Here is a 23,446-nt window from a genome sequence, read left to right on the forward strand (position 1 = left end):
TATGGAAAGAGAAACAGAAAAGAAAGTAATGAATTTAGAGAGAAAACCTTTGGGTGAGCTGAGAAAAACGTGGAAGAAGGTATTTGGGGAAGAGGCACCTAAACACTCAAAGAAATATCTGATACCTAGATTAGCGTATAGAATGCAGGAGGAAGCTTATGGAAAAATGTCAAGAAAAGGAGCAAAAAGACTAGAGTATCTAGCAGATCAACTAGAGAAGGGAAAAAGAATAAGTAGTGACAAACTTCCAGTAGCAGGAACAGAGCTAATATTAGAGAGAGGAGAAGAGATGCATGCAGTAATGGTAACAGATAAGGGTTTAATCTACAGAGAAGAATTTTTTACGTCATTGTCAGCAGTAGCCGGAAAAATAATGGGAATGAGTTACAACGGCCCTTTATTATTTGGAATGCGTGAAAAAAATGGAAGTTGAAAATGCTAAAAGAAGTAAGATGTGCAATATATACGAGAAAGTCAAATGAGGATGGACTAGAACAAAAGTTTAACAGTCTTGATGCGCAACGAGTAGCATGTGAAAAGTATATAAAGAGCAAAGAAGGCTGGGTAGCATTGGCAAAAAAGTACGATGATGGAGGATATTCAGGAAAAAATTTAGAAAGACCAGCGATAAAGGAATTATTTGAAGATGTCAGAGGAGGAGAGATAGACTGTGTAGTAGTATATACACTAGATAGGTTATCAAGAGAAACAAAAGACAGCATAGAAGTAACGTCATTTTTTAGAAGGCACCGAGTAAATTTTGTAGCAGTAACACAGATATTTGACAATAATACGCCAATGGGAAAATTCGTACAGACAGTATTATCAGGAGCAGCACAACTAGAAAGAGAGATGATAGTAGAGAGAGTAAAAAATAAAATAGCAACATCAAAAGAACAAGGTTTATGGATGGGAGGAACTTTACCGCTTGGGTATGATGTAAAAGATAAGGAATTAATAATAAATGAAAAAGAAGCAAAAACAGTGCAGCATATATTTGAAAGATATTTGGAGCTGAAGTCAATGGCAGAGTTGGCAAGAGAGTTAAACAGGGAAGGATACCGAACAAAAGCAAAAACGGATATCTTTAAAAAAGCAACGGTGAGAAGAATAATAACAAATCCAATATATGTGGGAAAGATAAGACATTATGACAAACAGTATGAGGGAAAGCATGAAGCAATAATAGAAGAGGAAAAGTGGAAAAAAGCACAAGAATTGATAAGTAATCAACCGTATCGAGGAGTAAAATATGAGGAAGCGCTACTAAAGGGAATAATTAAATGTAAGAGCTGTAGTGTAAATATGACACTGACATACTCAAAAAAAGAAAATAAAAGGTACCGATATTATGTATGCAACAATCACTTAAGGGGAAAGAATTGTGAATCAGTAAATCGAACAATAGTAGCAGGAGAAGTAGAAAAAGAAGTGATGAGAAAAGCGGAGCAGATATATGAAAATTGGAGAGAAAAGACCGAAGAAAAATGGGAAAATTTAAATTTTGGAAAGCAGAAAGAAGTAGTGAAAAAGTTAATAAAAGGAGTAATGATAAAAGAAGATGGAATAGAGGTGAGTTTAGAGGATAAGGTGGAATTTATACCAATAAAAAAGAAAGGAAAGAAATGCACAGTAACTGAGCCAGAAGGCAAAACAAACAATGCACTACTGAAAGCAGTGGTAAGAGCCCATCTGTGGAAACGGCAACTAGAAGAGGGAAAATACGAAAGTGTGAAGGAGCTGAGTGCCAAAATTAATATAGGTACAAGACGTATACAGCAAATTTTGAGGCTGAATTATTTAGCACCAAAGATTAAAGAAGACATAGTAAATGGGAGGCAGCCAAGAGATTTGAGGTTAGCTGAATTAAGGGAAATACCGATGCTTTGGGGTGAGCAATTGAAGAAATTTTACGGCTCAGCATCGTAACGTTTATAAAAACAACAATATGAAAAAACATCGAAAAAAGTATGTGCCAGAAAATTAAAAAAGGTTATTGCAAAAGGAGCTACTACAAAGAGCCACACAAAAGATGCTGAAATTGATATAGAAGAGCAAATAAATGTTACAAAATCAATTATGTAGAAAATCAATATAAGTGATGAAGATTTTAGCATATTAGGTGCAACAATGGTAGAAGATGTATCCAATTTTAGCTGCATATTTTAATAGTAGATTTAGAGGAAAATTCTTTAAACATCAAAAAAGGCAATACTCTAAACTTCAGCACACAACTCCAGGAAATAGTACATGTCGAGCAATCTATAGCCCCTTTTGAATCTGAGAGTGTACTTGAAAATCCATAAACATTAAGTAAACTTTTTAAATAAAATAGTTTCTTTTTCAACTTACTAAATAAACTTCTCCCATCATTGCTGTGTAACAAATCATATACAAAGCTATGGTCTACTTACAAGCAGTGCCTTCTGTTGATGAGATGCTTTTTCTATCTTTAACTCATCCATACTACAGCTTGGCAAGCTTGAATAGCATAAGGAATCTTTTTGTTCTTGCGTTTGTTTTGCCAAGGCCTTATTTCTATAAAGTAGGGGTTGAAAATGATCATGGCCTCCATTTACCATATGTAAGACACTATTGTGACTATAATCTATCTTACCTGCTTTTGATCCTGAGCTATCTATTAACTGATGCAAGAACGGATCTTGTTGCTTATCAATAGTGTGCAATGGGTTACTTTCTGCAACATGCAATTTCACACCATACTTATCACAAAGTATTCTGCCCTCGATATCGGAACGTCCCCAAAATTCATTCTTTCCAATGCTATTGATATATTGGTTACACGTAATTCCACGATTTACGAACTCACCTTCAACCTCATCAAAGTCATTGCCAATTTTACTTATAAACCACTCTGGAGGATTGTCTTGCGCAAATCTCTTACACTCATTCCTTAACTGCTCTACAGTAACTTTGATTCCCTTCTGTTGTTCCAGACTTTGCCTGAATGAATCAAAAAAACAGCTTCCATTATTGATTGCGTGCCCTAAATAGAAGTCATCAGGTATGTTTGATTTTTGCTCTTTATCACCTTGTTTTTCTGCCTTTTCAATAATTTCTTCCTCTAAACTAAAAATCTTACTCCAGTTGTATTTACCTTCTAACCCCAATTTTTTACTTTCCTTTTCTGCTGCTTTAGCTAAGTCTGTTTTAGAAATATCCCCTTTTTCTTCATAGAACCTAGATAAAATTTTAAAGATATCTATCAGGTAAGTTTTTACGTCAAAATTCTTCTCCTTTTTTACAATATTAGACTCAATATTGCGTGAATCTTGTAATAACTTATGCCTTCTAGCAATTTCCTCCATAGAATCCCTTCTTAACTCTTCACGTTCTGTCCATTTGTTGTTAGACTCGCTTATTACTTCAGGATGCATTAATTTTCCAGACCTTTCAAAATATCCCTGTTCAATAGCATAGTAGACATCATAATCACCAAGTGCACAATCCTCGCCTAATTCTTCTTCATGACCTTTGAATTTTTCCAATACTTCCTCTCTATTACTCACTTCTACTATAATTTTGCTTTTATCTTGTACGTCAGGATACAGTCTAACGTCTATATTTCCCAAACTGGTATAGAAAGTTAATACTATATCGCTGCCTTCTGTAAGATCTGTGTAATTCCTTATGCCATCTTGGGTTATAATTTCTACCTCACTTTTGCCAATTTTTATTACACTCCTTCCATATCCTTTTTCTCCTTGAGGTATTCCTAAATTCCTTGTTCTATCTGTGATTTTTGCAACATCTATTATACTATCCTCTGAGTATTCTAAGTAAGATACATTGTTATCGATTTTTCCATCACACAGTTGACCACTGGTAGCATCCCTTGCAACTCTAAAAAATTCTTCAGCATAATTAATGTACTCTACATGAGCCTTGATTACATTAGCTTTATGATCTTTAAACTCTCGTTCTATTGTATCAATGACTTTTAAACTATCTGAGTTTTTTAACTTTGCTCCTCTCGATATTAATGCACATACTATATCACTGGCAATTCCATAGCTTCCTTCTAACTTAGCAATTTTTTCTAGTACGTGATCTGCAAAGTAATAATCTTTGTCTTTAGCAAAATTTAATCTCATTCCAGAAGCTATAATCTCATTTACAACTTCCTGTAGTTCAATCATGCTTTTAGCTTTTACTACCTTACTCAAAAACTTATTTAGCTTAGCAAGTTGATTTGTTTGATACATCTCTGACAAGAGACTATCACATTTTTCACAATTATCTTGCTTATTACCTACAAAGTCAGTTGCTCCTGCTTTTAAGAGTAAAGCTTTTACATCAGGAAATTGACAAAACGGCCAAATTGAACTATCACCCTTAACATTTAAAACTATCTTTACATCTTGGTTATTTTTATGTTTATCTAAAAATTTTTTCAGATCTTCAACACCTGGACCATAAGGATTATCCCAATCTTCATCAGAATCTGTAGCTTTAACCATTTTACGTAGTTGGTCTCTTAACTTTTTTTGGTTGTCAGTTAAAAAACACTCCATAATATTGTTGCTATCAATTGCAATTTGCAGTGGGGTTTTTCCATTGTTATTTTTTATGTTTAAATCAGCTCCTTTGCTTATGAGTAAATCCATAACCTTTCTGCTATAATCATTACAATTAGCAGCATAATAGTGTAAAGGTGTATTACCTTTTTTATCTTGTATATTTGGATCAGTTTTTGCATCTAAGAGATACTTTAGACCTTCATACTCACTGGAATAAATAGCAGTATCATGCAAAAGTGTTTTACCTTTATTATCCTGCATATTTAAATCAGCACCAGCTTTGAGAAGAGGATGAATGGCTTCATCGTGTGCGACAAACACATTCAATACTGTTGTTCCTAGATGTCCTCTTTTTAGATTAAGAACGTACTTCAGGTCTTTATTTTTCTCGTTACTTTCTAAAAACTGCTTAAGATTTGAAAATGAGTCATAATTCCCCATATTAAAATCTTTTATAATACTATTGAGTAATTTTTGATTTAACTTTTTTTGACTCTCTTCCAGTTTTAAGTTAGGTGCATGAATAAGCCACTCATCTATTAAATCCTCTAAGTATTTTTTATCATCTATCAAACTTCTATCAGCCCAAAATAAATCTCGCTTAATGAATTCATAATAACTATCTACTGGTAATTCAGTTGCTTCTGTTTTTGGGCTACCTATTTCTGAACACTCTTGTCCAGCACTTAGGTCACACTTCAGTTTTTGCTCATCAGTGTGTTTGCTTTGTTCACTGATAGGTTCTGCAATATATTTTACTGGCCCTGTACCCATATTACCTGCTAGCTCTAGATATAGGATATATTATATAGAATGTGTAGTATGTGTCAAGCTAATTTCAACATAATCTTTTTACTACTCATATTTTTGTTAAGTTTTTATGGTGAGTACTGCTAGGTTAAAAGTTGTTTATTACTGGAAGTTTTAGCCAATTTTACTATAGATCAACAAAATTGAGAACACCAGCTATATTGAATATATAGGAATATGATGCTTTAAAGGAGTACGGAAACTGCTGAAGTTTTTACAGCAAACCTGTATAGAGCAACTTCAGCAGAATAAACAAATACATGCCAATATTAGTAGAGAACTATTTACAGGTCAACTAACTTTTTCAAAACATATTTTAGTGAAAGTACCATGCTAGTTAGTGTTATAAAAAATTCAATTGTTTACTCCTTCAAAAAAGATCGTATATTTTTGAGAACAAGTTGCGTAAAAATAAGGTTATAAAAATAGAAGATTTAAATTATTTCCATAAGCTTAGGCAAAACAGTTCGTATGTATATATGGATAAAATGGGCTAATATGGCTAGTTTTAGCGTATAGCAAAGTCAGAATACAAAAAAGTTCGTATGTATCGCGCGGTAGACCAATTGATTCCAAGAAAAACACTTCTCACCGTCCTTGGTTTTGGTTGCTGAAAGTGACTATACTTTTTATTTCTTAATTAAGATACACCGTTAAATTAATAATGATTCACTCAAAATAGCCTAAGTAAAATACTATAATATGCATCAAAATTATTGATAATTATCAATCTGTTTGTTATAGTATAGGGTTGAGGTTGAAATGGAAAATTCAAAAAAGAAAACTATTTCGGAAAAATTAGAAGGGGTACAATATTTAAAGCAGCCAGACTTGCAAAGTAACGCTCTCCTCTTCAAACGCTCAGATAATAATCCAGAGTTGCCAGAGAATTTTAAGGTAGGAAAAGCAGTGGGTGGCGGAGATTGTTTCTTCGACTCAGTTGCACAAGGACTAAGACAATTGAAACCTGAAATAGTCTTTACTGTTAAACCTTTGAGAGAAATTTGTAAGAAATTCGCAGAAAGTCAACTAGAAGATGATTACTCATGGCTTAAAGAGGCTTTAAAAGGTGAAAATCAACAAATTAATGAATATATTACACGTATTGAATTTACTGCCGGTGATGTTGAACAAAAGCCTGAGCCAAATGCCTTGGGTATGGTTTCACCAATATGGGGTAGAGGTGATATTGAAGGGAGAATAATTTGTAAAGTATATGGTGTACAGTTACATATTCTTGAAAAACATATTGTTGAAGAAAGAGAAGTATGGCTAGATCAGTTAATAAGCAGTGAAACTTCTAAGTCTATAGATAATATAAATTATAATGAGCAGAATACCGTACACATAATCAATGCAGGTAATGCACATTTTAATCCGATAATAAATCATAAAAACTTACAAGCTTCAGTTGAACAATCATCGACTCAACGAAAAAGAACTAAAACTGATTCTGAAGAAGATAGAATGGAAGATACAAGTTCTAAAAAGCTAAAAACTTCTTCTCAAGCAGTAGAGATTGTTGGCCTTGATCAGGCAAAAAAAGTGCTAGATGATGAGGAAATTGAAATTACCTCAGTTGCAGGTAATATGTCCGTACAAGCAATGGCGAGATTACAAAATAAACCTACATATCAAAAGTGGGAACAGAAAGGTTTTGATATTAATAATTATCAAGGGATAGAGGAATACTCTCCAAGTAAAGCAGATGATATACCGACTACCAGTATTGAGGAAAAGCAGCAAAGTGCTACCAAATCGAATAAACCATTACAAGATCACATTCCTGATAATAGGAAGGAGTTCCTTCTAAGTGTTTTAAAATCAGCTGAAATTAATGGTATAAAACATTTTAATACTCACCATGGAAAAATCAGTCGTATTGGTCAACATAAATTAACTATGACATTACTAGGTATCGCTCTTGAGCTTGATGCTAAGGAAGTCATTAGCTGTATTCATAAATTAGCTAAAAACAAGGGTGAACTAGAAAAGGTTCTCAACTCTACCAGCCATACTCTAGAACTTCAAAATGGTAAAATACTTCATCATACACCAATTAGTTGGGCGATCCGAAGAGGCAATGTGTCCCAAATCTCCACTATTTAGGATTAGCTAGGGCACGTGGCTTGAATAAATTAGCCTGCAATTCTTTATTTATTGCTATTAAACTTTGCAATATAGTAGCAGTGTCTTACATAATAAAAAACTTTGTTGTTCCAAACATAATAGATGAAAACACGAATACTCCTCTGCATATGGCAGCTGTTTGTGGCAATACTAGGATAGTAGAAGTTTTAATAGAAAATGATGCTTATGTGAATGCAGGAGATGCAATTGGAAATGCCCCATTACATGTTGCAACTGAAAATAACAATGTAGAGATAGTAGATGCTTTATTAAATAGAGGTGCTGATGTAAATGTAAAAAATTATCATGGATATACTCCTTTACATATTGCTGTTGCAAAGAACAATATAGTGGTGATAGATGCTTTATTAAATAGAGGTGCTGATATAAATGTAAAAAATTGTGAGGGATATACTCCTTTACATATTTCTGTTGCAAAGAACAATATAGTGGTGGTAGATGCTCTATTAAATAGAGGTGCTGATACAAATATAAGAAATGATAAATGGTATACTCCTTTACAACTTTCTATTCTAAAGGGCTATAAAGGAATATTATCATGTCTATTAGAGAGGATAAAACCAGATATTAATGAAAGGTTAAAAATTGGTTCTAATTGTGATACTACTCTTTTGTTGTTTGCTGCTCAAAATTGCCATGAAGGAGTAGTAGAACTTTTAATAGAAGAAGGTGCTGATACAGATGTAAGTTTCTACTCTGAGGTTACTTTCTTAGAATATTGTGTTTCCGAAAGAGTGGAAATGGTAGAAACCTTAATAGCACTTGAAACTAGATTAGATTACTTTGAGAACAGAGAAGAGTTGTATAATCTCATACAAAGTAGGTTATCTCACGATCTTGCGCAACAAATGTTAGAATATCGTAGTAGGTGTATAGATGAACTAGAAAGAATGAAAGAAAAAAAGATTAACAAAAGTTGTACATTGTATGATATTCTGAAAAGTAAGGAAGCTAATAAATTAGCATCTTACGTACGAGACAGAAATATGAGAGAAAAGTTAGAAAAAGCTAAAAGTGAATTTCCCATCTTTGCTGAACGAATAGAAAGTCAATATCAAAAAAGGGAAAGGAAGACTTGATTTACTAGAACAAGGTTCGAGTAATTTACACAAGGTATTTCCACCAAAAGCTTTTCTTTATAATATTCTGAATAACGTTCTGACAAGTAAGGAGTCCAATAAATTAGCATCTTCTCTACGAGAGAAAGATATGGAAAGCAAGTTAGAAGAAGCTAAAAGTGAATTTCCTATCCTTGCTTACCTAATAGAGAGTAAAAATAAATCAGTGATAGAAATACTGGATTTGTTGGAACAAGTTTCTGGTAATTTACCAGTGTTAGTTCCAGAGGAAGTTTCTCTACAAGTCTTTGAACTTCTAGACAACGTAGATATAAAAAGGTTTAATGAAGCAGTCAATGGTATTGAAAAGTGGATAGGGACATCATTTTTAATGCATAGAGGTAAGCAAAGTAGTGAGTGTTTTTCTGCCTCCAATATTAAAGAACCTAATACCGAGGTGAGAGAGGTAAATATTGAAAGTAAAAACAAGACAGTAATAGGTGAACGAACTTGAGATACAAACTAATATTCATGAGAAATAGCAGAAAATTAACATCGTTTCTGGAGGATTTATCTTTCAATCTAAGAATGTGTAATAGACACAACTTAATCTAACAAGTAAGTTATAAGAACCTCTATTAATCACACGTATATTTATTACAATTTTAGACAAAGAAGATAATAATAATCCTAATATACTTAATCTACGTGTAAGAAACTAGCAAGAAACCCAAAATGCTCCAATAGAAACACCAAATGCTTCAAATGACCTCTTTTGAGCTAAAATAAAGCCAAGTAATACTAAAGAAGAAAAATTCATCATACTCCAAAACCATAAGCATAGTAGTAAATTTTTTAGAAACTATCTTGAGATATTAACTTAATGACCCCAGTTATGGATTAGAAAATAGATAAAAGTAGAATTAATAAAGAAGGAAATAGGGTAAACTCGAGTATTTTAGCAATAATTAAGAGGTTACCCATGAAAAAAGATATTACAGAACTTTACTGTTTCATAGAAGATTTTTGTCGCATTGCTGATGAAAAAATTTCAGGAAAGCTCCTATCAAGTGGGAAAAACCCAACAAGAATACCTAAAATTATAGCTTTTCTTATAATAGTCCGAATGAGATAAGATATGTGTTGATGGCTATAGCAGGCCAGTAGCATATTACGATCTGTTCGGATTATTGTAAAAAGAGCTATAAATGATTTATTTGGCTGGGTAAAAAGCTCTGTAAGTGGATTGTTAAGTTCTAAACCTGAGAGCACTCCAAGTCCAATCTCACAAGTAAATGCAAAAATGGATGTAAATGGTACGATAATGTTACTTGACATGCTCATTAGAAAAGTTACAGGTCAAAAGTATGTTTCTACAGTAGATCAGTCTATATCTCCACTAGAAGCACAGGGATATGCACGCAATATTACAAAGAGATTTGAGAAAGTAGTAGAGCAAGCTGGATTAAAAAGTGGTGTATCAATGCACCGGTTAAATATTGATTATATGGGAATGCAAAAAGAGATTACTAGAAAAGTTATGAGTGGTAAATTTAATGAGATTTCAGGGATTTTAAGCTCATATGTAGAGAAAGCGTTCCCTGGTAGAGGAGCTGGCAAGTTAAGTCCGAAAAAGTTTGACAAGTTTATGTTGTAATAGTTTAGACTTGATAGAGTTTGTTATGCATTTCACTTATTCCCTTATCCTGCAATAGATCGTATCTGAATATTGCTCCATTTAGCATCAATTCACATATTATGTCTTCCTTCTCATTTTCTTTGCATTTGATCAAAGACATTTTCGATATCACCGTATCAGCAAAACTCTTCTGTCCTTCGCTATACGCATTTATCCTTATTCCAGCGCTTAGTGCTTGATCTATTACTTTGTTCAGTTCGTCTACGCTTTTTGCCTTTACTACTGCATTTTTAAACCATCTTAACTCTGTATTTTCACTCACACTTGGCTCTATCTTGCTTAAGGCTGGAATAAACGGATTTTGACGATTTGAAGATTTTGTGTTATAAACCTCGCGTCCTTCTCCAAGATTGATTAATTTTTCAGAAACATCGCTAGGGGAAGGCACACCTTCAGGATTCTCAAACCTACTTTTATCATCAAATATTTTCGGATCAGTCTCGTCTACAAGTATAAGCTGCTGATTTTTTTTGCTAGTACGCCTTATACCTTCAATAGCACTATATAGTCCTTTTGGTAACTTTTTAGAATCAATGATTAACTCATAAGTATTTCCATCCATATCATCAAATGATACTGTTTTTTTTAGTAGTCATACACCCTCCTATATTAAGCATATTATTTAAGTCTATAGAGCAATTTATTGCTTTCTCCACTCTGTAATACTCTCTCTATTTCTTCTGTAAGTTTTTCACTATTATTCATAAAATATACTCCTCGTTAATAACAAATTGTTTTTAATTATTTACTGCTGTTTTTTATCAGCATTGGCATAGAGCCATAGCTTTCGAGTGAAGTCAAATCAATTTTTCAATCTTTTTTACTTATTTTTTCATTAATAAGTTAAGATATTAATAGATACTTATTTTATCTAATTGAAAATTAATTCTTTATGTAAAAGAAGTTGTTACTATTTTAGAAATAACATCAGTAGAAAAACCTAACTGAAGTAAATTATTTGCAACTTTCATTCCCTCTATTTTATCAATCTTCTCTTTGTAAATTTGCTTTCTTTGCAAGAAAAATTCTACCCATATATTTAGCTCATCTCGTGATTCTTGATTGTCAATTTTTCTATATTCTCTTGCCAAACTTAATAATTCACTTTCTCCTTCGTAATCATTTTCTTTGTACTCCTTTATCAGATCTTCAGCATTCACTGATAATTCTCTTGCTATCTCCCACAACCTTTCACTTAAAAGAGTAACGCTACCTTGCTCATAATGATGTATTTGCGAGGGTCCCACATTAAGCTTTTTTGCTAACTCTTCTTGTGTATATCCTCTGATTATTCTCCACTTCTTGATCTCTTGCCCTCTGTTTGGCTCGTATCTCTCTTTATCAGCATATTCTTCAATTGATAAGCCTGTTGCTCGATAGATAATCTCAGTAGCAAACCCCGCCTTAACTAGACCTTTTGCAATTCTTATTCTTGCTGCTTTTATATTACTTTCTTCTTCAGCTCGGACAAATGCATAAATTGCTTTGTGTCCTCCTATTTTTTCTATGAAATTATACATTTCCTCGGTCTTGACTTTGTCGAAACAACTATCTTCTTTTAGTACTTTTCGTCTTGGAAAGAGATTTCTAATAGGAATTGATAACGCCTCTGCTAGGATTTTTAACTTTTCAGTTGGAATGCCACATGTTCCTTGCTCGTATCTTATTAATGTATGATAGTTTATGCTTGTTTTGTCTACTAAGTCTTTTAGAGTATATTTTCTCTTTAACCTCCAGCTCCTTACTTTTTGTGCTATCTGGTACCTTATCGAGATGTTTGTCATAAATATTATACAGGTTAATACTACCAAATAAAGATATACAAAAGGGATGCTTCTTTCTATGTTTGAATTTTAGTTGAATATTTCTTCACAATTGTGTATAATGATCAATGCTTTTTATCTTACTTTCTCATGGCTCTTTCGAAGTTCCTTGATGCTCGCAATGATATAGCTTTTCGCCGTATTTTTGGTACTGAAAAAAATAAAGACATTCTTATTCACTTTCTCAATGATATCTTAGGCTTTACTGGAGTCAATGCTATTCAGGATGTTGAGTTCCTCAGCACCATTATGAATCCTGAGATTGCTTCTGATAAACAGAGTATCGTTGATGTCCTCTGTAAGGATTCTCTCGGAAATAGTTATATTGCAGAAATGCAGCTTGCTCGTGATAAAGGCTTTGAAAAACGTGCTCAACTTTATGCTGCTAAGGCTTACTCAAGACAGTCTGGCAATTACATTGATTTTAAAACTGTTTTCTTTATTGCTATTTCCAATAGTACTCTTTTCCCTTCAGATGTTTATTATATTTCCACTCATAATATACGCGATATAAAGACTAACGGACATTATTTAAAAGATTTTCAATTTGTCTTCATTGAACTACCTAAATTTACAAAAAGTAAAGTAGAGCAGTTGGAAACTACTGTTGAGAGATGGTGCTTTTTCTTTAGTGCGACCCTGAAAGTCGTGGTTTTGTGGTGGTTAAATTCCACTTTCCCTAGACATCGGGGATAATGTATATTTCACATTTTAAAGGGTGGCAACCTTTGGGATGCAAGCATGAGATAAAAGCAAGTAACACTAAACCTCATGGTGAATCCCTGCAAACAGAGTTAGATATGATTACGAGAGGAACCTATGTTTGAATTGTCGTCAAAGCATAGTATGCGAAAAGAGGTTGAACTACGCATAGACCAAAATGGTACGAAGCAAAAGGGGAACTAAAGATTGAAGACTTTAGTTATTGATGTTCCCAGCTTCCGGCAAATAGTAGGAATCTAAGTTTAACGTGAAACGAAGCCATGGAACGGAGTAACCACATAAAAGCTCTTATATTCATAAAAATATAAGTAGGTAGCCAACCACAAGCTGCTATGTGGAAGGATTGTTTAAGAAGCTAATGCCCAAAGTAATATCTGGGATACGCAGACGTAAACACTTTAATTTGGAAGGTAAAGTGGTGAATAGTAGTGAATATGTTATGGACCAGCAAAAAGCTAGGTATGAATGGAATGGAATTCCTTGGCGAAAGCTGAAGAAATCTTCATTTAAGCTACAAAAACGAATTTACCAAGCTTCTAAATGTAATGATATCAGAAAGATGCATAATCTTCAGAGATTATTACTCAAATCAACAAGTGCAAAAACACTCGCTGTTAGGAAAGTAACACAGGACAATAGGGGGAAGAAGACTGCAGGTATTGATGGAAAGGCTAATCTTAATCAAAAAGAAAGATTACAACTATCATATTCTTTAGATATAAAAGAAAAAGCAAAGCCATCAAGACGCGTCTGGATCCCAAAACCTGGTAAGCCATCGGAGCATCGCCCGCTTGGTATACCTACTATATCGTGTCGAGCAAAACAAACACTTGTAAAAATGGCTTTAGAACCAGAATGGGAGGCAAAACTTGAGCCAAACACTTATGGTTTTAGACCTGGTAGATCATGTCATGATGCAATTGAAGCCATATTTGATGTGCTAAAACAGAAAACAGCATATGTATTAGATGCTGATATTTCTGGATGTTTTGACAATATTAACCATAATAAACTGCTTGAAAAGCTCAATACCACACCAACGTTAAAGAAAATCATAAGAGGATGGTTAAGGGCAGGCGTTATGGAAGATGGAAAGTTTCAATCCACAAAACGTGGTACAATTCAAGGAGGGACGATCTCACCGTTGCTAGCTTGTGTTGCATTACACGGATTAGAGCAACATATCAAAAAAGCATTAACAAACGAACTCTTTCAATGCATGAAAAGAAAATATGGTAGGATATCGCATAAAAATGCGCAAAAGTCTATTAGTGTAATTTTCTACTGTGATGATTTTGTCGTCATACATGAAAGTGAAGAAATTATTCTTAGGGCAAAAGTTCTAGTTGAAGAATGGTTAAAAACCATTGGATTAGAATTAAAGCCTTCTAAGACAAAAGTTTCTCATACATTAAAAATCATTAATGGAATAAAACCAGGATTTGATTTTCTTGGATTTTCAATAAGACAATATCCAACAAAAGAAAGTAAGAAAGGTTACAAATTATTAATAAAACCAAGTCGTAATTCTATAAAGCAGCATATATTTGCTATTAAACATAAACTTAGAGAAATGCGTGGGGCGCCACAGGAAGTAGTAATAAGGAATCTCAATCCAATCATTAGAGGGTGGAGTCAATATTACTCTTCAGTAGTTTCATGTAAAATCTTTAGCTCATTGGATAATACTATACATAGAAAGCTCTGGAAGTGGGCAGTCTTTAGGCACCCAAACAAAGGGAAATGCTGGATAAAAAGAAAATACTTTAAAAAGTATAATAACGATAACTGGCATTTTATGACAAGTAACAAGATACATCTTATTATACACAGCGATCATGTTATTAAACGACATATCAAAGTGCAAAAAACCAGATCTCCATATGATGGTGATTGGGTTTATTGGGGTAATCGTCTTAGAGAAATACCAGATAAGCCATCAAGAGTAATAAAACTATTGAAGTTACAACAAAGTAAATGCGGTAATTGTAGACTATGGTTTGAAAGTGATGATATAATAGAAATACATCATAAAGACCGGAATAGACGAAACAATATGATCAAAAATTTATCTTTGTTACATGGGCATTGTCACGATGAATTACACAGGAGGTGTGCATGACAAGCACCAAATTAGAGAGAAGCCGTATGAGGCGCAAAGTCTCACGTACGGTTTTGAAGTCGAGTGAAGAGGGGCGACCTTCTTCACTTAGACAACAGTATGCAGAAGAAACTACGGATGAAGATTTAAGAAAAATAGCAGAAAAGTCACCAATAATAAAGCTAGCATATGATGAATTAGATAAGTTTCATTGGAATGAGAAGGACCTAGTAGCTTATGAAGAAAGAGTAATGGATTTACAGAAAGAAGCTGCTATCTTGGAACAAAAAATCGATGATGCTAAACATGAAGGCATCCAAATTGGAGAAGAGAAGGGCAGGAAAGAAGGCATCCAAATCGGCCATCAAAAAGGTAAAATTGAAGGTAAAATTGAAGGTAAAATAGCTGTGGCCAAAAACTCACTCAAGGCAGGTGTATCTATTGATGTTATCGCTGAAATCACTGGCCTTTCCTTAGATAAAATTAAGCAACTTGACCAGCAGAAGTAACTCCTCTCAGGCTCTTATTATCCGTAGGTTCTACAGTAATGCTGTTAAGTGAAGATATTGGCCGCTGTGACTTTTTCAAATTGCTATTTTCCCATTGTATAAATCTTTGTATTTGATCGTCATAATGATTCAGTTTATATTTCAGCTCAATGAGTGATCCTTTTCTGTCTAGTGATAGATTTACAGTCTTCTGACCACCTAGAGATGTCACTCTCATATTTTCCAAATTTCTTCTTTTAGGTGATATACACTGACCCTTCACTGAGCCTGGTAAAGTACAATCTTGCAACTCTGAGACTTGCTGCTGATTATCCATTTTTCTCCTTTTAGTTTTTGTACTCTCTGCATCTAAGAATCTTTTATTTCCTAGCAGTAATTCTTCACTTGATACTGAAGAAAAACTTTCGCTATTTTTTTCTACATAAAGCTCTTTTAAGATTGAGACACCCTTAGCATTCAAATCAGATTTTTCAAATTGTAAGAGCGATTCTCTTTTTTCTATCTCATTTCTTAAATATGTTAACTTGTCTTCACCTTCAGTAAATAATTCTTGTATAGCATTTACAGTTCCTAAAGTGTCAGGATGATTTACTCCTATCACTTTCTCCTGTAATTCTTGCAATTGTTGGAGTTCTTGTAATGCTTTTTCCTTATCCTCTAAGCAGCTATGTAAAACAGCTATATAAAACTTCACAGATAGTACGTTAGGATGATTATCTAAAAATCCATAATTTTTTTGTAGCTTCAGTACTTCCTCAAAATATCGCAATGTTTTTTCTCTTAATTTCCTCTGAATGACTTTTTCTACTTCTATTTCAACAAAATAAGGAGCCGGTTGTAAGTACTGACTACCTTCTTGATTTATTAGAACATCTTGTAGATGCCTAAATAAAGCTTGTATACTCAATTCACGAGGTAAATCCTCTTTATGTGATAACTCTTCTTCATTTATAGTTACTTTTTTTCTTTCTTGAACCATAAAGAAATATGCTAGGGCATAGATATATTTTGTATCTAAATTATAAAATTCATACATCTCGGAAGGATCAAGATAAGGATCATCATCGGAGTTAAAATCACCTATTTTAAGGAAAATTTCATCTCTCAGTAGTCTTACATAGTGCAAAGTTGTAAGTGCATCAGTATATCTTTTTTGCATCACAAATACTTCAGCTATAATAACTGCTATATCTAGATGTTCTTCCATAAGTTCCATGATGTCTTCGCCATATAAACTATTGACTATAAAGTTATTGTATTTAACGTATGACAATGCTTCTTTATAATTTTTTTGTTTGAGATAAGTAGAAAGTATTTTTTTATCCAAAGTAAGAGAAGGAAGTGTATCATTTACCTTCTCGAGTTTTTTTAAATCCAGAAAGATTTTTAACGCTCTATCATATAGTCCCAAACCAGCTTGCGCGCAGGCAAACTCATATTTAATTAATCTTGAATATCTATCATCTACAGCAAGTAATTGATATAATTGTGACGTGAGATTGATAACTTTTTGATACTCATATAACTCATTTAAGCCACTTAAAATTAAACAAGGAAAATTCTTATTTTCTTCTATTAGATAGTCATATTTTTGACCATGATCAAACAAAGATAAGAGGTGAACTACATCTAAAAACCCTCCTTCAGTTTCAGATACCAATTTTATTATACAACTTAATATGTATTTTTCCTCATCTATGGTAAACTGTGAACGTATTACTTTTTTTATTAATTCATGCATGATATAAACCTTGTATTTACCTGGCTCTTTTGCACAAATTATGGAATACTGCTCTAGCAATTCGAAAATGGAGTATAGTTCATCCCCACATTTAATCCAGGCAAGAAATAAACTTGGATCAATTGCACTATGACCAAAATAAGCTATAGTATTTAAAATTTCAAGAATTTTCTCTCCAGAACACATCTCTTTTATTGTTTCCATCGAAAGTAGTAATGTTATTTGCAATATCCTATCGTATTCATTTTGCCTAGTGTTTAGTGGAAGTTTCTGATCAAACTTTTCGTACTGTACTAAATATTCAAAAATTCCAAATGCTTCTCTCAAAGGGCTTGATCCTTTGTTTTTAATACACGCTGCTGCTAGGTTTATAGCTAATGGAAAACCTTTGAGTTTTCTTATGAGTGCTTTTATTTGTTCATCTTGCGATCTATCTGCTATCTCTAAAATTCTTTTGACAAGTTGTACAGCTTCTTTTTCTTCAAGACTATCTAAAGATACTTCTGCTATATCTTGATAATCTTGATCAGAAGAAGTAAACAAGCAATCAAAACCACCTCTTTGACCTCTGATCTTTAAAATCTTCTCTACATCTTCTTTTTTAACTCCCTGAAAAAGGAACAGGCATTTTTTCTTTCCTTTACCTTCCTCTCCTTTCATAAACATGGCTAACCTATCTCGAACAAGGTAATTAAAAGAACTTTCTATGGATAATATATCTTGAGTACTTACTTCATAGGCATGAAGATAAGCTCCTTTGTTTTCTTCAACAAACTTTCTAGCTAATTGAGTTTTACCAATACCAGATGGACCTACTATTATTACCTCTCCCCCCTGCAATTTTGTATATATCTCATCTATTTGTTCTTGCCTTCCAGTGAATTCTTCTACTGGATCACATACATCCTGAAAATTCATTTGCCCAAATAGAAATCCTAATTTTTTTATATTTGATAATCTTTTTATACTAGACCGAAAACTCCTAGATCTTGCTGCATTATCATGCTCTGATTCAAGTAGGTTGCTATAGTCTTGAGCGACTGTTTCAGCATGCTTTACAAATGCTTCTTTTACTTTTAGATAATAAGATAAATTTGGAATTGTTTTTAAATTGTTTTCCATCAAATATATAACATCACTATTTTTTTCAGTCCTTTCTATTATCTTTTTGCCTTTTCTTATTCCTTCTCCTTTAACTAAGTATCTCATATTCATATCTAAACTTTGTTTGCATCCTTGACAGAAAAGTAAGATATACTCGCTTAAAACGCTTACCTCTTGTTCAATATGAGATTTAATTTTTACGATAAGATCCTCAATTACTTTTTTGCTTGGCATTTGGATTTCTTTATTGACAATATAAAATACCTGCTCCACTTTAGCCTTAAACTCTTGTACATTTAAGGCATCTAAAGTATACACATAATTTTCAAGTTCTGCGTTTGTAGCTTTTACTCTGATATATCTTCTATCATATATTCTTTTCGACTTTTCACCCATAAGGGAACGGCGATAACCATACTTACTAGATTTATCTTCACTTCTTTTTCTATAATAGATAAAAGAGCCTTCACTGCCTTCTGCAATTCCGATACTTTCATATAAATCTTTAAGGTTATAACTTATTTCTCCATACTGCGCAGTCACCTCTTGCAAATATGTACTTAGAACAAGGGTTTCAGCTATCCCTATATAGCTTAAATCTTCATTGTGTTCTTTCTGAATGTAGTATTCGATTATCTTATCTACAATATCATCTGCTATCTTTGAAATATGATCGAAACCCATTTTCTCAAACTGCATTTCAAAACTTTGAAAAATATTGCATCCAGCATCTACTAATATTTTTCTAAAGCCCAGTTTATATTCATTAAATGTTTCTATTAAGTCTGATAGATTAATAAAATTTTTTGTCGCTTTTATTACATTACCTGTTCTCAAAGATGCCCTCATACCAAATATTGCCAAGTCATCTGTATTCATTGAACATCCAAAAATACTTCGCACAAACCTATTAATGCTCACTCCATCAGAAAACATTTGGTTCCCCTCTCTCAGTGTACTCGCAAGTACGTCATATATAATAAGTCTCGTTTCAAATGATTGAATGAAACTCAGAACAAACTTCATCAAATTTGAATACTTTACTTGATAAAATTGATAATGATTACCTTCTTTGTAGGATAAGCGTATTTTATTACAATATTTTTTCTCTTCATTGTATATATGATCTTTTGAACCTTTCTCAGACACTATTATCGCTGTATTTAGTAGATCAGACATTGTATTTATTTCATGCTTTCCACCCCAAGCTTTAGGCATTTCCATACACTTTAAGTATGTGTCAAATATAAATTCCTGAACTTCATTTCGGTTTTTTATCTTGTTAAGTTCAGTACAAATTTCCTTTACTGCACTTTTATCAAAAGAATTGGGTTGGAGTTTACTAATATCAATATTATACTGCTTAATTTTTTCAGCACCGAATTCATATTCAAACTCTCTTTTAAAGGTACCTCCTGTAAAATAACTTCCACTTTGACTCTCAAAAAGATCCATAATCTCAACCTTATTTTCAAATCTTCTTTGGCTGAAACATACTGCATCAGCAACTTCACTACGAAATGTCTTCGTTACCAACTGCCTCATTACACTATCTTCATAAATATTTGCATTACTCTGCATTAGCCTTTGAATTGAATGTACATCATGGTCGCTCGTAAATAATTCTTTAAACCTTTCATGGAAGGCATAATCATCAAATTTTACGGGAGTTAAGTAAGCTAAAGCAACAGACCAAAATAAGCAACTGCCATCTCCCGGTACATCAACTTCTTCATATGAAATAAGTGGTTGCAGTATCTTAGCGATATCTTTTCTGTTATTATCTTTAGCAATATCTATAGGAGTCTTTCCCTCTCCATTTAAAACATCAACTTGCCCTCCTATCTTTAGCAAAAACCTAACAATTTTTAATTCTCCCACACAAGCAGCAATATGTAGCGGTGTATCATTATATTGATTCACCTGAAAATTAACGTTTAGACTCGGATATACCTTAAAAAAACTTTTCAGCTTTTCAAGCTTTCTATCTTCTAGAAGACTAGAATCCTCTATAATATTAGTAAACTCTCTTATTAATAGTGTCTCGCTCAAGATTGGCTCAAAATGGAAACCTCCTTTATTTATTATATGTATAGTATTTTTTTCATTATAATCTGTACTTACAGGTTTGTATGTTAACTCATCAATAAGATACCCTGACCATCCACATATATGAAGATCTTCAATAACATGCAGCTTAATATTATATTCATTACAAATCATACTTCCCTCAATCTCAACCCTACCCCATATAGGAGCTTGTAATGTACTTCCATACTTTGAGCCAGTTAATGCTTGATGCAAGGGTAGATTTGTGCTCTTCATTTTTTCTATATCTTCAACAGTATATTCTATGCTATCCAAGTAAGCATTCCATAATTCATCATCATTAATACCAGGCTGCGGAAGTATTACTGTAGAATCTTGACGGTTTCTAGCATCTGCTATAATCTTTTCTTTCATTTCTTGACTAATTAAAGCTTGCTTCCTACAAACTTCTCTCAAAGATTTCACAGTAAAGTTTGTTCCAGGATTTAATTGCTTAAGTCCTTGTGCAACTGCATCAAAGAAACAATCCCCTCTTTCAATTGCTTTCCCTATTGTAAAACCTTCTGGCAGGTTTAATATTTGCTGATTACTGGATAGTAGTATATCTTTTCTTTTTGCTTTTGTTGACCTAACTTCTTGCTTAAAGGGTCCTAGATTTTTCTCTGCACGATTTACAGAACATGATGCGTTGAACATAATAACCCCCCAGTATTGGTTATATTGAATATTGCTACATTATGGTCAATAAAATCAGCAGAACAAGAACTTTTTTAGCATTTTATTTTAGTTTGTATTTTTAAAACTAAAGCCAGTGCTTGCAAAAACACTTCTATTTTTTTTACTGCAATGTACTAAATGATATCACTACTTTCAGTACCCAAAATCATCTAGTGAGAGAAGAGTTTTTCTTGGAATGCGTTGGTCTACCATGTGTACCATACGAACTTTTTTATATGGTAATTTCACTGTAAGCTAAAACCAGCTATATTGGATCACTTTCGCTAAATCTACGACGAACTGGTTTGCCTAATTTTGTTGTAACAATTTCAAGCTTTTATTTTTACAACCCTATTTTTACGCAACGCGTTCTCGTAAATATACGTACTATTTTTGTGTTTTTGGGGAAAGTAAATAATTAAATCCTTTACGACGCTAATTCGCAGTATGTTTCTAATGCTATTTTCACTGCTTCAAATATAATTGACATTATATTTAAAACATATTAGACTTAGTTATATAATAATAGAATTTATATATATGATATCTGTAGAAATTAATAATTTAAATCAAGGATGGCGTTGGCGTAAATAATTTTACATCAATTTTAGGCTTTGTTTGAATTGTAGTTTTTATAGGGTATCACGATGTTGTTTTCCGTCATTTTTAAAGCTTTCTATTATAAGAAGTATCTTTTAGCGTTTCTATCTGTCCTGTTTTTTACTGTTGCAGTTTATGCTAATCATAAAAATATTGGTATTATTGTACCTCTTGAACATGAAGCAATGACTCAGATTGTTAATGGAATTAAAGAATCGTTGCAAGACCAGAGTGTTAAAATTACAGTTAAAAATGCTCATGGGGATCCTAATGTTTTACTCACAATAATTAAGCAAATGCAGCAGCAAGACATACTCATGCCTATTGGTTCTTCTACCTCTCTAATGACTATTTCTCATATAAAAAATAAACCTATCGTTTGTGTAGCTGCAGCAATAAATAACAAAAATCATCCCTTGGTGACCGGGGTTAATGATGAAATATCGATAATAAAGTTAGTTGATAAACTACCATCGTTGTATGATATAACATTATTATATAGTAGTAGTGAAAAAGTAGCACCTGCAGTAAAAGAATTAAAATTATATGCAGAAAAAAATAATATTGTTCTCCATAAAATGATGATAAATAACTTGACTGATCTCCCGCTAGCGGTAAAAAATAGCCCTAAAAATACGCAAGCTTTTCTAATCTTAAAGGATCATTTACTAGCAAGTGGCATAAATATCTTAAAACAAGAAGCGGATAATAGATCAATTCCTATAATTGCTTCAGATGAAGGGTCAGTAATTGACGGTGCAACTATAGCAATAGGGGTACGAGAAAAGGAAATTGGAGTTAATAGTGGATTAATTGCCAAAGATGTTTTAAACGGCATTCTCCCTAAAAATATTCCTTTTAAGCTTATGGATAGTTTAATGCTCTTTATTAATTCTAAATCATTTTCTAGACAAAAGATTCTAACTAAACTTGAAATATCTTCTTTACCATTTCAGCGTATAGAAATTGAGTAACAAATAATGGACATACTATTTATAGCGTTAGAACAGTCCTTTTTAATACTACCTCTTATTTTGGGGATGTATATAAGTTATGAAATTATGAAAATTACAGATTTAACTGTTGATGGTACTTATGTTTTAGGGGCCGGTATATTTGCCCGTACCATTGATTTTGGGCTATTTCCAGCATTAATATTTAGTATGCTTGCAGGTATGATAGTTGGAAGCATAGTTAGTTTTATGCAAAAAAATGACCGTATTGATAGTTTAATAGCCGGAATACTTGCAAGCTTTATGCTATATTCGGTTAATCTGCGAATACTTAGACGCCATAATATATCAATATTAGGAACGCCAACGATCTTATCATTATTTAATTTAGAAAATTGGTTGATTCCACTAACTATAATCAATTGTATTATCATTATATCACTAGTATTTTTACTAAATGGAAGGTTAGGATTATTACTTCGAGCATTTGGCTATAATAAAAATTTATTGGGTATTTTAGGGAAAAGACCGGAAGTTTATCGAACTATAGGTCTTGCATTAAGTAATGGATTCGCGGCTCTAACAGGTGCGCTTGCTGCTCAAGTAAATGGATTTGCGGATATTAATATGGGAATAGGACTTGCGCTTACTAGTGTTGGAGCTATTGTCATCGGATTACATATTTTTAGAGGTAATCCTCAGTATTTTCATATTTTTATGCAAGTAATTGCATGTTTTGTCGGAATATTTTTTTACTTTGTAAGCCTTAGCAGCATATTGCATATAGGAATTGATCCTGTAAATTTGAAGCTTGTTTTAGGGGTAATATTATTTATATCCTTGCAACGCAATAGGAATTATGGATAA

The 23,446-nt window shown here is 32.9% G+C and carries 13 protein-coding genes and 3 pseudogenes; 12 read left to right on the forward strand and 4 right to left on the reverse strand.

What is annotated here, in order from left to right; genetic code table 11:
- Position 1: 1 nt before the first annotated feature.
- Positions 2-433 (forward strand): DUF2924 domain-containing protein, encoded by a 432-nt coding sequence (locus OM967_RS07775; RefSeq protein WP_065095080.1) that lies wholly within the window; start codon positions 2-4, stop codon positions 431-433.
- A 2-nt stretch (positions 434-435) separates the two neighbouring features.
- A complete protein-coding gene (locus OM967_RS07780) occupies positions 436-1,929 on the forward strand; it encodes a recombinase family protein (protein WP_264337599.1) in 1,494 nt (497 codons plus the stop codon).
- Between the two features lie 470 nt (positions 1,930-2,399).
- Here the strand turns inward: OM967_RS07780 and OM967_RS07785 are convergent, their stop codons facing one another.
- Positions 2,400-5,315, reverse strand: coding sequence for an ankyrin repeat domain-containing protein (locus OM967_RS07785; protein WP_264337865.1), 2,916 nt, complete (start codon positions 5,313-5,315; stop codon positions 2,400-2,402).
- 798 nt (positions 5,316-6,113) lie between these two features.
- Between OM967_RS07785 and OM967_RS07790 the strand changes: the two genes are divergently transcribed.
- The 5 genes and pseudogenes from OM967_RS07790 (at position 6,114) to OM967_RS07810 (ending at position 10,217) form a co-directional block, all read left to right on the forward strand.
- Positions 6,114-7,460, forward strand: coding sequence for an OTU domain-containing protein (locus OM967_RS07790; protein WP_264337866.1), 1,347 nt, complete (start codon positions 6,114-6,116; stop codon positions 7,458-7,460).
- 20 nt (positions 7,461-7,480) lie between these two features.
- Positions 7,481-8,581: an ankyrin repeat domain-containing protein gene (locus OM967_RS07795; protein WP_264337867.1), complete on the forward strand. Its 1,101-nt coding sequence runs from the start codon at positions 7,481-7,483 to the stop codon at positions 8,579-8,581.
- Positions 8,582-8,711: 130 nt separating this feature from the next.
- Positions 8,712-9,074, forward strand: coding sequence for a hypothetical protein (locus tag OM967_RS07800; RefSeq protein WP_264337868.1), 363 nt, complete (start codon positions 8,712-8,714; stop codon positions 9,072-9,074).
- Between the two features lie 468 nt (positions 9,075-9,542).
- Positions 9,543-9,662, forward strand: a pseudogene (locus OM967_RS07805) (IS982 family transposase); the annotation flags it as partial.
- Between the two features lie 144 nt (positions 9,663-9,806).
- On the forward strand, positions 9,807-10,217 hold the full coding sequence (locus OM967_RS07810) for a latrotoxin-related protein (protein ID WP_246433180.1): 411 nt from the start codon (positions 9,807-9,809) through the stop codon (positions 10,215-10,217).
- A gap of 4 nt (positions 10,218-10,221) precedes the next feature.
- Here OM967_RS07810 and OM967_RS07815 read toward each other — a convergent pair whose 3' ends face one another.
- Both OM967_RS07815 and wmk read right to left on the reverse strand, forming a co-directional pair.
- The gene (locus OM967_RS07815; protein WP_246433179.1) at positions 10,222-10,821 is read right to left on the reverse strand and encodes a hypothetical protein; all 600 of its coding nucleotides are present in this window, start codon (positions 10,819-10,821) and stop codon (positions 10,222-10,224) included.
- A 328-nt stretch (positions 10,822-11,149) separates the two neighbouring features.
- Positions 11,150-12,043, reverse strand: coding sequence for a WO male-killing family protein Wmk (gene wmk, locus OM967_RS07820; RefSeq protein WP_264337869.1), 894 nt, complete (start codon positions 12,041-12,043; stop codon positions 11,150-11,152).
- Positions 12,044-12,172: 129 nt separating this feature from the next.
- Between wmk and OM967_RS07825 the strand changes: the two are divergent.
- The 3 genes and pseudogenes from OM967_RS07825 to OM967_RS07835 form a co-directional block, all read left to right on the forward strand.
- Positions 12,173-12,712, forward strand: a pseudogene (locus tag OM967_RS07825) (Rpn family recombination-promoting nuclease/putative transposase); the annotation flags it as partial.
- Between the two features lie 451 nt (positions 12,713-13,163).
- Positions 13,164-14,927: a group II intron reverse transcriptase/maturase gene (ltrA, locus tag OM967_RS07830; protein ID WP_264337870.1), complete on the forward strand. Its 1,764-nt coding sequence runs from the start codon at positions 13,164-13,166 to the stop codon at positions 14,925-14,927.
- 95 nt (positions 14,928-15,022) lie between these two features.
- Positions 15,023-15,415: pseudogene (locus OM967_RS07835) on the forward strand (Rpn family recombination-promoting nuclease/putative transposase); the annotation flags it as partial.
- Here the strand turns inward: OM967_RS07835 and OM967_RS07840 are convergent.
- Positions 15,390-21,005, reverse strand: coding sequence for an ankyrin repeat domain-containing protein (locus OM967_RS07840; RefSeq protein ID WP_264337872.1), 5,616 nt, complete (start codon positions 21,003-21,005; stop codon positions 15,390-15,392). The pseudogene OM967_RS07835 and the gene OM967_RS07840 sit on opposite strands and share 26 nt — an antisense overlap.
- Positions 21,006-21,673: 668 nt before the next feature.
- Between OM967_RS07840 and OM967_RS07845 the strand changes: the two genes are divergently transcribed.
- Both OM967_RS07845 and OM967_RS07850 read left to right on the forward strand, forming a co-directional pair.
- A complete protein-coding gene (locus OM967_RS07845) occupies positions 21,674-22,600 on the forward strand; it encodes an ABC transporter substrate binding protein (protein WP_208571533.1) in 927 nt (308 codons plus the stop codon).
- Positions 22,601-22,606: 6 nt separating this feature from the next.
- Positions 22,607-23,446 carry an ABC transporter permease gene (locus OM967_RS07850; RefSeq protein WP_208571534.1) on the forward strand — a complete coding sequence of 280 codons (840 nt, stop codon included), beginning with the start codon at positions 22,607-22,609 and terminating at the stop codon, positions 23,444-23,446.

Source organism: Wolbachia endosymbiont (group B) of Dolichovespula media (assembly GCF_947179505.1).
Lineage (GTDB): Bacteria > Pseudomonadota > Alphaproteobacteria > Rickettsiales > Anaplasmataceae > Wolbachia.

Coding starts and splice junctions, on each gene's coding strand:
- OM967_RS07815 (WP_246433179.1), bottom strand. CDS start 10,821: ATGGATGGAAATACTTATGAGTTAATCATTGATTCTAAAAAGTTACCA.
- OM967_RS07790 (WP_264337866.1), top strand. CDS start 6,114: ATGGAAAATTCAAAAAAGAAAACTATTTCGGAAAAATTAGAAGGGGTA.
- OM967_RS07780 (WP_264337599.1), top strand. CDS start 436: ATGCTAAAAGAAGTAAGATGTGCAATATATACGAGAAAGTCAAATGAG.
- OM967_RS07850 (WP_208571534.1), top strand. CDS start 22,607: ATGGACATACTATTTATAGCGTTAGAACAGTCCTTTTTAATACTACCT.
- OM967_RS07800 (WP_264337868.1), top strand. CDS start 8,712: ATGGAAAGCAAGTTAGAAGAAGCTAAAAGTGAATTTCCTATCCTTGCT.
- OM967_RS07845 (WP_208571533.1), top strand. CDS start 21,674: ATGTTGTTTTCCGTCATTTTTAAAGCTTTCTATTATAAGAAGTATCTT.
- OM967_RS07785 (WP_264337865.1), bottom strand. CDS start 5,315: ATGGGTACAGGGCCAGTAAAATATATTGCAGAACCTATCAGTGAACAA.
- OM967_RS07840 (WP_264337872.1), bottom strand. CDS start 21,005: ATGTTCAACGCATCATGTTCTGTAAATCGTGCAGAGAAAAATCTAGGA.
- ltrA (WP_264337870.1), top strand. CDS start 13,164: ATGCCCAAAGTAATATCTGGGATACGCAGACGTAAACACTTTAATTTG.
- wmk (WP_264337869.1), bottom strand. CDS start 12,043: ATGACAAACATCTCGATAAGGTACCAGATAGCACAAAAAGTAAGGAGC.
- OM967_RS07775 (WP_065095080.1), top strand. CDS start 2: ATGGAAAGAGAAACAGAAAAGAAAGTAATGAATTTAGAGAGAAAACCT.